This is a genomic window from Rahnella sp. CJA17(1/100), assembly GCF_963881615.1.
Lineage (GTDB): Bacteria > Pseudomonadota > Gammaproteobacteria > Enterobacterales > Enterobacteriaceae > Rahnella > Rahnella aceris.
This window is the reverse complement of the sequence record NZ_CAWOJA010000022.1, coordinates 284,076-298,184: the sequence shown is the minus strand read 5'-3', so window position 1 is coordinate 298,184 and position 14,109 is coordinate 284,076. Positions and strand designations below refer to the sequence as shown.

The window sequence follows — 14,109 nt, the reverse complement described above, 5'->3', positions numbered from 1 at the left end:
ACGATTTAAAAAATTACAATTTATCATCTGGTAGATCTAGTATATATTATGTACACCTAATACTTAGAAACGAGTGTCAAACCTAAGTAGAATAAGACACTCAATGTTTTCGTAAAGTATTTTGTAAAGTTTAACCCTGTATTTATCATTCAAACTTTACATTTTCTGTGAATATTCCCATTTTCTCTATCCTTTAATAGAATTAGTTTTAAGCAGCGTTTTTTCTTGTTTCATCTATTGTTGCTTGAATCCAATCATCAATTTCACTTTCAATAAAAGCTATAGACCGTGAGCCGATTTTAATTTGAGTTGGGAAACGCCCTTCGCTGATGAGCCGATAGATCCAGGCTTTTCCGTAACCAGTTCTCAAGAGGACTTCAGGAAGACGTATTAGACGAGTGCTTTTGTTGTTCATTTCATATTTCCTCTTGTTCGTTTCAATGAAATGACTATACGAACTGTCGGAATAAAAAAGGAGCGAGCTTCCGAACCACAGGGCAATGAGTAGCCCTGTAGATCTAGGTGTCGTGGAGTTACGATTAGTTGGAATCAGAGAGTTTCATCACATCTGAAACTCTCATGTTTTTTAGGTGTGGATTTCGATTCATGAAAAAATTGAACTGCTTGGCGAAGTCCATTGTTGCAGCTTTCATAGCAAGTGGTCGATCTGCATCTTTGATGTGATAGTGAAGACGGATTGAAGCCTCATCGTCTTCGTCCGTGTATAGAAGACGAGAAAGGCGATCATCTGACACTCGAACATCTTTCCTTTTCGCCCATAGCAATATGTCCAACATCGCTGGCAAACGGTAGTTTATGATTTTTTTGATAGTTCCATAGCCAAAACGAACCGCACCAGCCTCATCAACCTCAACCCCTATAATCCGTCTCCATTGAGGCAGTGCTGCTTTTATGGACTCTGTAATTTCATCGTCTGTTCCACTACCGAGATCGATTTCGAGCAGAACAGTTTTCTCACATAAAGGGGACATTAGCGCTGATACATAAGCTTCGTGATGGGGAGCGTTAACACTGTATATATCGTTTCCTCTTTCCCAAGTGAAAAGATTCACATTGAGAGCAGATACGCTCAGTTGAGCAAGCCTGCTGATATCAGTTATAAAAATGTGGGGAGGGTTGTAAAGGCTATCGTGGGTCGTTGGGTAGTCGAGTTGTGTGTCATTGAAAAGATGGGGGTTGCCACTGAAAATTTTCGTCATGTAGTTCCACAACCCTTTTTTCTCTTCCTCCGTGGGCCATGGCTTAAACAAATGCGATCTAGCCCAAAGTTCATGATACAGGCCGTTTAGGGTGATTTCTTCGAACTTACGGTAGTTATCTATGTCGAGCCAAGCTTTGATTTCTTTTGTATGCTCTGGGGACCAATTTTTCATCGAAACACACTCCAGCAATAGACCATAATCTGTTAGTGTTGAACTTCCCAGACTTACTCGATTTATGCAAGTTTCAAAGACTTAACTGATGACAGCGACATAAAAAATCTTTGTTGGTATTAATGTTGGAACAATTATGACTACCTATAAAAATTCTCTTTTAAATCATGAAAATATTTATACATTCGATTCCTGTAGGGGACACCATTTTTAGTGCTCATAATATTCCCCACAAACCCCCTCACCAGCCCGGAACCGCGCCGCCGTTAAAGATTTTTTCTGCCGCTTTCGCCACTTCTGGCGACTGATAGGATTTCAGAAACTCTTGCACATTTTCCGCATCTTTATTGTCCGGGCGCGAAACCAGAATATTCACGTACGGCGAATTTTTATCTTCGATAAACACGCTGTCATGCACCGGTGATAATCCGGTTTGCTGGATATAGGTCGTGCTGATGATCGCCACATCGACTTTCGGGTCGTCCAGTATGCGGGGGAGTTGCGCGCCTTCCAGTTGCATAATATTCAGATGATGCGGGTTTTCGGTGATATCCAGCGCCGTTGGTAGCAGGCCCTTGCCTTCTTTCAGCGTGATCAGTTTCTCTTTTTGCAGCAGCAGAAGCGCACGGCCTAAGTTGGTCGGATCATTTGGGATCGCCACGGTTGCGCCGTCTTTCAGTTGATCCACGGTTTTGATTTTTTTCGAGTAGCCCGCCATCGGGAACACAAAGGTGTTGCCGACCACCACCAGATGGTAGCCGTGGGCTTTGTTATCCTGCTCAAGGAACGGACGGTGCTGGAAAACATTCGCATCCAGATCGCCATGTTCGGTCGCGTCATTCGGTAATAATGAGCCGCTGAAACCGACCAGTTCGACGTCCAGACCGTATTTATCCTTCGCGACCTTTTTCGCCACTTCCGCCACATCCTGCTCTGCGCCATTAATCACGCCGACTTTGATATGTTTTGCATCACCACTTTTTTGATCACAACCCGCCAGCAGTAATCCTGCCAGCAAAAACACAACACCCGTGCGTAAATGAGATAACGTCAGTTTCACTTTTTTTCCTTAAAAAATAACCGCTAATGCGTAATGAAAATGACTATAGCAGGAGGATGGTCGCTGTTTAAAAAACCAATAAAGCATCGCTAAGAAGAAAAAAGCATATAGATGATCCCGCTTAAGTCCGGGCATCCAGATCTTTTACTTATATCAGTTATAAACAGTTTGCCCTCCCCGCCCCTTTTCGGAAAGAGTAGGCTTATCAGAAATAACCAATGAGAACCTGCAAGAATGGAAATTATTGAAGCCGGAGAGCAGCATATTCCCGCGATACAGAAAATTTATGCCTGGCACGTTCTCCATGGAACCGCCTCGTTCGAGACACAGCCCCCGGATGAACGCGAGATGGCGGGCCGACTGAAGAAGATTAAAGAGGCAGGTTTGCTCTGGCTGGTGGTTTTGCATGAGGATGAAGTGAAGGGATATTGCTATCTGGGTCATTATCGCGAACGCTATGCGTATCGCCACACGCTGGAGGATTCTATCTATATTGATCCTGCTTTTCAGAAACGCGGGGCGGGTAAAGCGTTGCTGCGACGGGCGATAGACTGGGCGGAAACTCACGGCTATCGTCAGTTGATCGGTAACGTCGGTGACAGCGAAAATAAAGCCTCAATTGGCTTACATCTCGCCGCCGGTTTTCAGATGAAAGGCACCCTGCATAGCGTTGGATTTAAGCATGGCCGCTGGCTGGACACCGTGTTTATGCAGCTCGCGCTGGGTGACGGAAACCAGACCCTGCCCGCGCAGGATCACTGACAGAAAATACCTGCGGGCCGGTTGCGGCCCGCAGGTTACGGGTTACTCAATCGCTAACTTTTCCCTCGCGGTTTTACGTGTCGCGCTCCCGCCCCAGACTTCGTTGTATTCGTAACCGGTCAGATCTTTAATCACCTTACGTGACACCTCATCGCAGTCTTCCTGCGCGCCACCCAGTTTCAGACGGGCGGTTTCCTTGATCAGGATTTTATGTGTGTCCCGCGTCAGCTTGAATTTGAAGGTCATGTAGAAGCTGATCGCCAGTAACGCACCGGTGGCGAAGATCATCAGGCCGATGATCGCGTGTAACGCACTGAGCGGCTGAGCACCCTGCCCTTTCACAAATCCACTTTCTTCCAGTACCAGGCCAATCACCATGATGGCAATCGCAACGGTACTTTTACGGGTAAACACCATCACACCGGCAAAAATTCCTTCACGACGTTTTTTGGTGACTATTTCATCGACGTCCGGGATAAAGCTGTAAATATTCCACGGAATATAATAAAGCCCTGAACGTCCAAAGCCTAAAATAACGAAGATGGAAGTAAAGAGAATTAACGGCACCGTTGCATTGGTGATATAAATATAAAACAGAGCAGCCAGCACAAAGAATATACAACCATAGGCGATTCGCAGCGCTGCAGAAGGCGAAAGATTCATTCGTTCCATCACCATCATATAAACAATCGTCGATGGTACAGAAACAAAGGCCGCCACACTTAAATATCCGGAAACCGATCCCACATCCTGATTCAGACCATAAACCACATAGTAGGTAAAGACGGCACCGAATACGTCCATGGCGGTGAAGGAAGCAATATAAATAATAATATGCTGGCGGAACATGCGGATATTAAAGGATGAGATAAAATCTAAAACCAGACTCTTCAGATGATGCCAGAGACTGCCGCCGGTTTCCATTTCCGGTTCCGGCTCATTCGGATCCCGCACGTCTTTGGCTTCCCAGGTACACAGCCATGTGGTGAATACCGCGATACAAAATACCGTGGCGAAGAATATGCCGGTATAGGTATACGTCATCGGATTATCTTTACCGGTAAACATCATGATGACGCCCGGCACAGACACAGCCAGGAAACCGCCGAGCTGCGAGCAAATCATGCGCACACCGGCGAGACGGGTACGTTCGCCGAAACGGTTGGTCATCTCGGCGGCCAGCGTTTCCCACGGCACCAGCACCATCGCCGAAAGTAATTCAATCGACAGATATGTGCCAAGATAATACCAGTAGCCCATGTCCTTTACCCAGACCAGCGCATACAGGAACATCAGTGGCGAACTGATCAGCAGGAAAAACCGGCGGCGACCAAACCGTTTTCCGAGCCAGGTATTTCCGAAGTGATCGGTGATATAACCCATGATCGGACTTAATACGGCATCAATGACACGGGCAATAGCAAAAATAGATCCCGCTTCTAAAACGGTTAATCCGCAATACATGGTATAGAAGAATAAAAGCCAGGTACCGATAACGGCGAATGCACCACCGCCAAATAAATCAGTTACGCCATAGCCTATAGCCGTGCCGTAACCTACTCTGCGTTCAGTAGGTTTCATTATTATTATCCTGTGAATGTAGGGTTATTATTAATAGAGATTTAATCAGCCAACGTGATCCATTTCCCTGATTGTGAGGAGCGGTAAATCGCACCGACAATATTCAGGGAAACTTCGGCTTGTGAAACAGAGATATAATTTTGTTCTTCCGGATGACGTACAGAATGATAGAAATTCGAGACTGCCTGACGATGACTGTCGCCCCAGTAGCTTTTGGCTGTTCCTGACGGGCTGTCATCACTTATCAGCAGCGTTTTATTTTCTCCTTCAATCAGCCACAACACGTTGTGATACAACTGCAACAGTCCTTTTTCACAATGAATTTCCAGCAGCAACGGTGAATCGGTGCTGTGGCAGTTCGTTGCGTAAAACAATCCATGCGCACCGTTGCCCATTTTCAGGCTGACCATCGCTGTGTCTTCATTTTCAGTCAGTTCACTGAGAAAGGTTCTTTCCACCACGCCTTTCAGCGCGTGAACACCGCCGCCAAACCACTGCATTAAATCCAGCGTATGTATCGCCTGATTGATCAGCAGGCTGCCGCCTTCAGTGGCAAAACGCCCGCGCCACAGGCTTTCGCTGTAATAGGCACCACTGCGCGACCAGGTCAGAATAGCTTTGATGCTCAGCATGTTGCCCAGTTGCCCGCTTTCCAGCAGCGTTTTAATTTTCTGACTGGAAGGATTCAGACGGTTCTGGTAACACACGCCTGTCAGCCCCGCAGCCTGTGACGCCGCGAGTTTAATGGCGCTGACTTCTCCGATATTCAGCGCCACCGGTTTCTCGGTAAAAACATGCTTTCCCGCCGCCAGCGCGGCGAGAATAGCCTCCTTGTGCAGATGATGCGGCAGGCAGATATGCACCACGTCAATCTGCGGATCGCACAACATTTCGTGATAATCCGTGTAAAAATCACAGCCATATTCCTGCGCCAGCGCCCGGCCTTTGCCAATATCGCACTCCGCAATCGCCCTTAACTGGCAATCCGGTTCGTGCCGGATCGCTGCCACATGGCAGGTATGGATAGACCCGCAACCGATCACCGCAGCCTGGAGAGTTTTCATCATCTGCTCCCGTTTAGTGGGTTCCGTTTGCCAGCATCTGTGCCCGGATGCACAGCTCGGCAGCTTTAAACGCATGCTCCTGGGTCATGGCGTGCTCGGTGCGGTTCAGGCAATCGAGGATCAACTGACCAAAGAACGGGAAGCCGACGTTGCCGGAAACCGGATAGCGGAATTCGCCTTGTTGATTCACCAGATACACCACGTCCTGCTCGCCGAGCGTGAGATCAACATATTTGCGGATCTCGATATAACCTTCGGTGCCGAGCAGCGTCAGACGGCCATCGCCCCAGGTGCTCAGCCCTTCTGGTGTGAACCAGTCGCAGCGGAAATAACCCCGTGCGCCGTTATCGCCTTTCAGCATCGTGTCGCCAAAGTCTTCGAAACGCGGATACTGCGGGTGATTGAAATTAAGGGCCTGGGCTGCCACAACCTGCGCGTCAGTGTTGCCGGTATAAAACAGAAATTGTTCAATCTGATGGCTGCCGATATCACACAGGATGCCGCCAAAACGCGCTCTCTCGTAGAACCAGTCGGGACGCCCTTCACCCTCACGATGCGGGCCGGTACCCAGCGTCTGGATCACGCGTCCGATTGCCCCTTCATGCACCAGCTGGCCCGCGAAGACCGCACTTTCTACGTGCAGGCGTTCGCTGTAATACACGGCATATTTGCGCCCGGTTTCGGCCACTTTGGCCTTCGCTTGCGCCAGTTGTTCCAGCGTGGTCAGCGGCGCTTTGTCGCTGAAATAGTCTTTCCCGGCTGCCATGACTTTCAGCCCCAGCGCGCAGCGTTCGGACGGAATGCCCGCCCCCGCGATCATCTGCACTTCACGGTCATCAAGGAGTATCTGCAATGACTCCGCGACCTTAACCTGCGGATACTGGGCGACAAACTTCTCCACTTTTACCGGATCCGGATCGTAAACCCATTTCAGGCTGGCGCCCGCCTCAATCAGCCCGTTACACATACCGTAGATATGCCCGTGATCCAGGGCCGCAGCAGCAAACACGAATTCACCGGGCTTTACCACAGGTTGCGGTTTCCCTACCGGCGCATAATTCATACCGTCTTTATTGCTCATGTTCAGGCTCCTTTATCCATATTTTTGCCGAGAGGGATCGCATCTTCATTGGCGAAGTTTTCCACCGATGCTGATTTTTCGTAAAAGTGCGGTGCCAGCGAAACCAGCCCGCCGGTTTGATAAAACGGATCTTCCGGCGACAACGGCAGTGACACAATGCTGCGGGTAATGGCGGATTTATAAATCGCGGCAATCAGTTCCAGTGAACGCTTGCCCTGAATGCCGTCAATCAGCGGCGCGGTACCGGTTTCCAGTGCGGTCAGGAAATTGTCGATCTGGCCGGTGTGCAGGGTATAAGTGAGTTTGGGAATCGACTGGTAAATGTCTTCAAGCTGGTTTTCACGATCCGTGTCACGCGCATCAATCGGGAAACCGTTCGGCGCAGAAATGCTGGCGTATTTGTCCCACGGGGCTGAAATTCGCGCTTTCTCGCCCTGAATAACAATCTTCTGATCTTCGCCGTGATGCACCACGGAAGCCGTCAGTTGGGTCAGTGCGCCGGAGTCATATTTGAAAATGGCCGCCGAGAGATCTTCCACTTCGGCATTATCATGCGCAGCGTTGGTAATCATCGAGACCACTTCAGAAGGAAAACCGAGCATCCACTGAATCGCGTCAATATGGTGAACGGCGTGATTGAGCGTGCAACCGCCCGCTTCTTTTTCCCAGGTGCCGCGCCACCACAAATCGTAATAGGAATGACCGCGCCACCAGAAAGAATCCACCTGTGCATGACACACTTTGCCGGTTTCACCGGAATCGAGCACTTTTTTCAGCCGCCAGAACGCGTCGGTAAAACGGTTTTGCGCGATGATTGACAGCGTTTTCCCGCTCGCCTGCGCCGCGCTGATCATCGCGTCGCATTCCTGTAACGACGCCGCCATCGGCTTTTCACACAACACGTGTTTGCCTGCGTTCAGCGCATTAATCGAGATTTCGGCGTGGACATACGGCGGCGTGCAGACGTCAAAAATGTCGATATCTGCATCATTGAGGATTTCCTCATGGCTGGCATAGACCCTGGCGTTCGTCAGGCCATAATGCCGTTTTTTCTCTTCCGCTTTTTCAGGATAAATATCTACCAGCGCAACAATCTGGCAACGATCAGCAAACTCTAAATATCCCTGAATATGGTTATGTGAAATATTACCCGTACCAATAATTGCTATTTTCAGCATTCTCTTACTCCTTATATTTAATCGAACAGCTGGCGGATTTAAGCCGCATATAGGGCGTCACCGTGTTGAATTCTTTATAGATTCAGCACAGATAAATACCTTATTTTTTGTTTCTGAGGTTTATATTCTGGAGAGTAATAATGGTTTTTTTTTCCAACAACTGTTATTTGTGACAGGAATTGCAGTGCCGTTTGCGGAATTTGCTATCATGCTGAATAGCCCATGAATTACAACCAGTTAACCATGGCAATAAGTCCATCTCCATTTGAGGCATTGATCACAAAATGACGGGAAAATTAAAAATCAGGCAAATAGCGGAGTTAACCGGGCTTTCTCCGAGTACCGTTTCCCGTGTGCTGGCAGGGAAAGCCAATGTCAGTCTCCAGGCAAAAGAGAAAGTATTTGCCCATGCCAGAACAATGGGTATTTTGCGTGACATTCCGGCCAGCCGTTTGTTAATGAATTGCCTGTTGCTCTGTGCGCCACCCGCCGCCTTCTCTCCCCATGAAGATCGTTATTATTATGAAGTGATTCAGGAAATAACGGCGGAAGTTGCGCGTTTTGATATTCACATACGTAAATGCGCGCTGGCAGTCAATGAACCGGATATCGCTGTTTTTATGCAGGCACTTCATCAGCCGGATGTCGACGGCATCGTCATTATCGGTATTGATGACGTGATGCTGTATCGGCTGGCAGCAGAATCTAACAAACCGGTGGTAATGATCAACGCCAAGGACAGCGAGATGCGTCTGGACTGTGTTTCTGCCGATCATTATTCCATCGGTTACAGTGCCGCCAACTATCTGTTTACCAGAGGTCACCGCCCCGTTTTATTGTTCACCGACCTGCGTCGTGAAACCATGATGCAGCGCCTCGATGGCTTTAAACGCGCCTGCCTTGAACACCATGTGGTATTCGACGAAGCCCTGCATTTGCTGGTCAATCATGGCAGCGGAGGGGAACAGGCGAGAGAAAATATTGAGAAGTATCTCCGGAGGCATAAACGGGAAACCATGCCGTCAGCCATCTTATGCGGAGGCGATCAGATTGCACAGGCCACCATTGATGCCCTGAACGAATACGGATTTAAAGTCCCGGAAGATATTTCGGTGATGAGTATCGATTTTGCGCACGACATGAAAACATCAGCGGCACAAAGTTTCACTGCCGTGCATTTGCCGTGCCGCGAGCTGGGTACCGAGGCGGTGTATATTCTGCAAAGCCGCCTGATGCGCGCTACCGGCGCGAAATTCAATTTGCTGTTACAGGGGAGAATTCACAACGGCCAGTCAGTGGCCGATGTGAAATGGAAGCGCAAAGGGTTGTATCCTGCCGCCAGTTAGCCGCGCCCCGAAGGCACATTCTCAGCGTCGCCATTGATTATCTCCTGCTAGACTTTTGAGTCTTAACCTCAAAAAAAGATGCGGAGAATGCAATGTCAGAACAGTATCAGCCCCCTGAAGTCTGGACCTGGAATAAAGATGAAGTCAGCAAGTTCTCGAACATCAACCGCCCGATAGCGGGCCCGACGTACGAAAAAACGCTGCCGGTGGGTAAACACCCGCTTCAGCTCTATTCCCTTGGCACGCCGAACGGCCAGAAAGTGACGATCCTGCTGGAAGAGTTACTGGCGCTGGGTATCAGCGGTGCGGAATACGATGCGTTTATTATCCGCATCAATGAAGGCGATCAGTTCTCCAGCGGCTTTGTTGACGTCAATCCGAACTCAAAAATTCCGGCGCTGCTGGATAACTCAACCACACCGCCAATCCGCGTGTTTGAATCCGGCAACATCCTGCTGTATCTGGCGGAAAAATTTGGCCAATTCCTGCCAAAAGATCTCGCCGGTCGCACTGAAACCCTGAACTGGTTGTTTTGGCTGCAAGGTTCCGCGCCGTATCTTGGCGGCGGTTTCGGTCATTTCTACCATTACGCGCCGGTCAAAATCGAATACGCCATTAACCGCTTTACGATGGAAGCCAAACGCCAGCTCGACGTATTAGACCGCCAGCTTGCTGAACACCGTTTTATTGCCGGGGAAGAATACACGATTGCTGATATCGCCATTTTCACCTGGTATGGCAGCCTGGCGCAGGGCGGTCTGTATGAATCAGCTAAATTCCTCGACATCGAATCTTATAAGCACTTCCAGCGCTGGGCGGCTGAAGTGGCGGGCCGTCCGGCGGTGAAACGCGGACGCATTGTGAACCGCACCTGGGGTGATGAACAACTGGAAGAGCGCCATGATGCCTCGGATTTCGATGGCATCCTGAAATCGTAACGGACATCTGAAACGTAAAAAAAGGGCGGGATTTTGCGATCCCGCCCTTTTCTTTTATGCGCTTTCTGTCTGCGGTTCGAGGTACTTTTTAAACCAGGCAATGGTTCTTTCCCACGCTAAATCCGCCGCCGCTTTGTCATAACGCGGCGTCGAATCATTGTGGAAACCGTGGTTCACGCCGGGATAAATATGCGCTTCATAAACTTTGTTATTGGCCTTCAGCGCCGCTTCATACGCCGGCCAGCCTTCGGTAATGGGTTTATCCAGTTCAGCATAATGCAGCAATAACGGCGCTTTGATACGCGGCACATCTTCCGCTTTCGGCTGACGCCCGTAGAACGGCACGGCGGCCGCCAGTTCAGGGTAAGCCACCGCCGCCGCATTTGCCACGCCACCGCCGTAACAGAAACCGGTGATGCCGACTTTGCCAGTGCCAGTCTCGTGGTGCATCAGAAATTCTACCGCCGCAAAAAAGTCGTTCATCAGTTTGGCCGGATCAATGTGTTTTTGCAGTTCGCGCCCTTTCTCATCATTGCCCGGATAACCGCCGACCGAACTCAGCCCGTCCGGCGCCAGCGCGACAAATCCGGCTTTCGCCACCCGCCGCGCGACATCTTCGATATACGGATTCAGCCCGCGATTTTCATGCACCACCACCACACCAGGCACTTTACCGGTCACTTTGGCCGGACGCACCAGATAGCCTTTCACGCTGCCGTGTCCCTGCGGCGACGGATACTGAATGTATTCCGCCACGATATCCGGATCAGTGAATTGCACCTGTTCGGCGTAGGCATAGTTCGGCGTCATCAGCGTTGTCAGCGCAGCCAGCGACAATCCGCCTGCCACAAACTTCGCCGAGAGATCAAGAAACTCACGTTTGGTCATTTTGCCGTGCACGTAAAAATCAAAATATTCGAGGAGTTCAGGCGGGAAATCTTTCGCTGTCATTCGGGTCATTTTTCAGGCTCCGTTCCGGTCAGGGGAAGGATAAATAATGGCCTGTTTTTGGCGATTTTGTAAACCCGTTGTGAGATGGGATGGCTTTCCAGGCCGCATCAACACTTTTATGCACTGAAAATGCTAAACTTTGGTCATAAAGGGAGAAACAATGAAAAACCATCTTTCGCAACCACCGAAAATACATTTCATCGAATGGAACTCAGAGTACGAACGGATGATGACCTCTGCACTGAAAAAAGAATTTAATGTGCATATGATTTATCACGTCAAAAAACACTTTAAATCTGTCCACTCTTTGCTGCCGGGAAAGCGGCTCAAACACTGGCACCGGAAATTTCAGATTGCTATCAAGTTCAGCCGCGTGCGTGAAAGCGACATCATCATTTGTAACGGCTACAGCGCATTTCTGATGCTGGACTTACTTTCCCTGCTCAAATGCAAAAAAATATTGGTATTGCGCGACTCAGTGGCCGCGCTTACGTCTAAAAGACGTCGGCTGAAATTACTTTCCCATGACGAAAATTATCTCGACCGGGTCACCGCTGTTTTTGATGTTATTTACAGTTTTGATCCCGAAGATTGCCGGAAATACGGACTTTCTTATGTTGACCAGTTTTTGCCGTTCACCCGCCATAACATGGCTGCGTGGCAACCGGAACCGGCAAATACGCCGTCATCCTGCTCATGCTTTTATGTCGGCGGGTTTGATGATTATCGGGCAAAACTCATTAACGACCTGACACCGGTATTGCGCCAGAATCACTGCCAGACCGACTTTTATCTGGTGGGCGATTGCAACGGAACCCCGGATTACCCGGACTGTTGTATCAATCAGAAAATCAGTTATCAGCAAAATATTGAAAAGTTGAAACGCGCTTCTGTCGTTCTTGAGATCAACAAGCCTGATCAATGTGGATTAACGCTGCGTGCTCTCGAAGCCATGGCTTTTAATAAGAAACTGATCACCAATAATGCCTCAATAAAAAAACATGCTTTTTATCATCCCGATAAAATCTTTATTTGGGGAGAAGATGATCGCAACGCTATTGCCAAATTTCTTTCATCGGAACATCAGAAAACCGACCCGGCGTTGCTGGAGACGTATTTCGCTGACGGCATGTTAAAGACACTGGCCGGAACCGCAGTAGAATAGAGGCTTTGCCCGACAACCTAACAGAACAATCAAAAGGAGAAACCATGAACAAAGCACTCGCAGGGCTGAGTAAAGAGGAAATGGATAAAGTCAGCGCCGGGCTGGCGGCCGGGACTGTCGTGGTGCGTGAGCGCAACCATCTGCCGGTCAACGCAGAAGAAGTGGAGATGGAGCAGCCGGAACATCTGCGCGCTTATTTTCGCGAACGTCTGGAACATTATCGTCAGCAACCGGCTAAAAAATAGTCACAGCGGCTCAGTGCTGCTGCGTAAAGAAGCCGACAATCGACTCTCTCAGGCTGACGGCCGCCTCGCCCGGTGGCGTCAGGCTCTGATGAAGGCTGATCCCCACCTCACCCGGCGCGGGCAATTCCTGCAAAATCCGTACGGTTGATGGCATACCGAAATCCGTACGAACAGTCACCCCCAGCCCCGCCGACATCGCCGCCCAAATCCCGCTCAGGCTGCGGCTGGTGAAGGCTATCCGCCACGCAATACCGGCGTTATCCAGCGCCGTCGTTGCGGCATTCCGCATCAGGCATGGCGCTTCGAACACCAGCAGGGGCACCGGTTCGCCTGTTTCCTGATAGTGCTTCAGGTCGAAACTTTCAGGGCCAATCCAGCGCAGCGGTATCCGTCCGAGCGAGCGGCTTGACGGGAAAAGTGGCGTTTCATCAGCCTGCCAGCACACCGCCAGATCAAACTCGTTATGCCGGATCCCGTCCAGCAATTGCTGATTACGGGTAATACTGGCGGAAACCTGCACCTGCGGATGTGCGCGGGTGAATGTGCCGAGAATGGCCGGTAACAGGGTTTCGCCGAAATCCTCCTGCATGCCCAGATTCAGGCTGCCACTCAGCGTACTGGCGAGCAGCACAGCGCTGGCCTCATCATTCAGGCTGAGGATCCGCCGCGCATAACTCAGCATCACTTCGCCGCGTCCGGTCAGGATCAGGTGCCGTCCGGATTTCTGTACCAGCTCCGTGCCCGCCTGTTGCTCCAGCTTTTTCAGCTGCGCGCTGACGGCAGATGTGGAGCGTCCCAGCCGGTCGGCGGCCAGCACAAAACTGCCCAGTTCAATGCCGGTAACAAAACTGCGCAAGGCTTCTGAATCAAAAGTGACCGGTCTTTTCGCCATGCTTAATCATCCCGTTTTTATGGACTAATGCTGCTGTTATTTTCGATATTCAGGATAATCATAACGCCTTATGCTCCTTTTCACACCGACAAAAAGGAGCCTGATATGAGCACGACCTCGTCCCAAACACAGACGCTGGATACCATGGCGCGTCTGACGCCCAAATTTGCAGAACTGACGGAACAGGTGCTGTTCGGCGATCTGTGGAAAAGAAATGAATTGTCTGCGCGTGATCGCAGCCTGATCACCGTTGCCGCACTGATTGCCCTCAATCGCGTTGAACAACTGCCTTTTCATCTGAGCCTGGCGGTAAAAAACGGGGTCTCACAGGCCGAACTGTCAGAAGTGATCACCCATCTGGCATTTTATGCCGGCTGGCCCGCAGCGGCATCCGCCCTGAGCCGCTTCGCCGCTCTCAATGACCAGTAACCCGCGCCCCGTAACCGGAGGAA

15 protein-coding genes are annotated in these 14,109 nt (G+C 50.0%); 6 read left to right on the top strand and 9 right to left on the bottom strand.

The features are described 5' to 3' along the window. Window positions 1-208 precede the first annotated feature (208 nt). The 3 genes from AACU55_RS12885 to nlpA form a co-directional block, all read right to left on the bottom strand. Window positions 209-415 carry a helix-turn-helix transcriptional regulator gene (locus tag AACU55_RS12885; RefSeq protein ID WP_032905947.1) on the bottom strand — a complete coding sequence of 69 codons (207 nt, stop codon included), beginning with the start codon at window positions 413-415 and terminating at the stop codon, window positions 209-211. 124 nt (window positions 416-539) lie between these two features. Beyond that, the gene (locus AACU55_RS12880) at window positions 540-1,394 is read right to left on the bottom strand and encodes a DUF6387 family protein (protein WP_134705563.1); all 855 of its coding nucleotides are present in this window, start codon (window positions 1,392-1,394) and stop codon (window positions 540-542) included. A gap of 241 nt (window positions 1,395-1,635) precedes the next feature. Beyond that, window positions 1,636-2,454, bottom strand: a complete 819-nt coding sequence (gene nlpA, locus AACU55_RS12875) for a lipoprotein NlpA (protein WP_134705562.1) — start codon at window positions 2,452-2,454, stop codon at window positions 1,636-1,638. A 234-nt stretch (window positions 2,455-2,688) separates the two neighbouring features. Here nlpA and AACU55_RS12870 point away from each other — a divergent pair, with 234 nt between their 5' ends. Continuing rightward, a complete protein-coding gene (locus tag AACU55_RS12870) occupies window positions 2,689-3,216 on the top strand; it encodes a GNAT family N-acetyltransferase (RefSeq protein WP_037036282.1) in 528 nt (175 codons plus the stop codon). A 42-nt stretch (window positions 3,217-3,258) separates the two neighbouring features. Here AACU55_RS12870 and AACU55_RS12865 read toward each other — a convergent pair whose 3' ends face one another. From AACU55_RS12865 to AACU55_RS12850, 4 genes are read right to left on the bottom strand one after another with little or no spacing between them, the layout of a single operon-like run. Then, a complete protein-coding gene (locus tag AACU55_RS12865) occupies window positions 3,259-4,797 on the bottom strand; it encodes an MFS transporter (protein ID WP_013574506.1) in 1,539 nt (512 codons plus the stop codon). Between the two features lie 41 nt (window positions 4,798-4,838). Beyond that, entirely contained in the window at window positions 4,839-5,861 is a 1,023-nt protein-coding gene (locus AACU55_RS12860) for a Gfo/Idh/MocA family protein (protein ID WP_013574505.1), read from the bottom strand. A 13-nt stretch (window positions 5,862-5,874) separates the two neighbouring features. Then, a complete protein-coding gene (locus tag AACU55_RS12855; protein ID WP_134705561.1) occupies window positions 5,875-6,942 on the bottom strand; it encodes a Gfo/Idh/MocA family protein in 1,068 nt (355 codons plus the stop codon). Window positions 6,943-6,944: 2 nt separating this feature from the next. After that, window positions 6,945-8,120 (bottom strand): Gfo/Idh/MocA family protein, encoded by a 1,176-nt coding sequence (locus AACU55_RS12850; RefSeq protein WP_013574503.1) that lies wholly within the window; start codon window positions 8,118-8,120, stop codon window positions 6,945-6,947. A 284-nt stretch (window positions 8,121-8,404) separates the two neighbouring features. On the opposite strand from AACU55_RS12850, the gene AACU55_RS12845 reads away from it, so the two are divergent. Both AACU55_RS12845 and yghU read left to right on the top strand, forming a co-directional pair. After that, window positions 8,405-9,466, top strand: coding sequence for a LacI family DNA-binding transcriptional regulator (locus AACU55_RS12845; protein ID WP_134705560.1), 1,062 nt, complete (start codon window positions 8,405-8,407; stop codon window positions 9,464-9,466). A gap of 92 nt (window positions 9,467-9,558) precedes the next feature. Continuing rightward, window positions 9,559-10,404, top strand: coding sequence for a glutathione-dependent disulfide-bond oxidoreductase (gene yghU / locus AACU55_RS12840; protein ID WP_134705559.1), 846 nt, complete (start codon window positions 9,559-9,561; stop codon window positions 10,402-10,404). 54 nt (window positions 10,405-10,458) lie between these two features. Here the strand turns inward: yghU and yghX are convergent, their stop codons facing one another. Further along, complete coding sequence (gene yghX / locus AACU55_RS12835; protein WP_131638713.1) at window positions 10,459-11,364, bottom strand: YghX family hydrolase; 906 nt, start codon at window positions 11,362-11,364, stop codon at window positions 10,459-10,461. Between the two features lie 151 nt (window positions 11,365-11,515). On the opposite strand from yghX, the gene AACU55_RS12830 reads away from it, so the two are divergent. After that, window positions 11,516-12,520, top strand: a complete 1,005-nt coding sequence (locus AACU55_RS12830; RefSeq protein ID WP_134705558.1) for a hypothetical protein — start codon at window positions 11,516-11,518, stop codon at window positions 12,518-12,520. A gap of 44 nt (window positions 12,521-12,564) precedes the next feature. After that, complete coding sequence (locus AACU55_RS12825; RefSeq protein WP_013574498.1) at window positions 12,565-12,765, top strand: DNA polymerase III subunit theta; 201 nt, start codon at window positions 12,565-12,567, stop codon at window positions 12,763-12,765. A 10-nt stretch (window positions 12,766-12,775) separates the two neighbouring features. Here AACU55_RS12825 and AACU55_RS12820 read toward each other — a convergent pair whose 3' ends face one another. Continuing rightward, window positions 12,776-13,657: a LysR substrate-binding domain-containing protein gene (locus AACU55_RS12820; protein WP_037036295.1), complete on the bottom strand. Its 882-nt coding sequence runs from the start codon at window positions 13,655-13,657 to the stop codon at window positions 12,776-12,778. Between the two features lie 105 nt (window positions 13,658-13,762). On the opposite strand from AACU55_RS12820, the gene AACU55_RS12815 reads away from it, so the two are divergent. Continuing rightward, window positions 13,763-14,086, top strand: coding sequence for a carboxymuconolactone decarboxylase family protein (locus tag AACU55_RS12815; RefSeq protein ID WP_013574496.1), 324 nt, complete (start codon window positions 13,763-13,765; stop codon window positions 14,084-14,086). The last annotated feature ends 23 nt before the right edge of the window (window positions 14,087-14,109 follow it).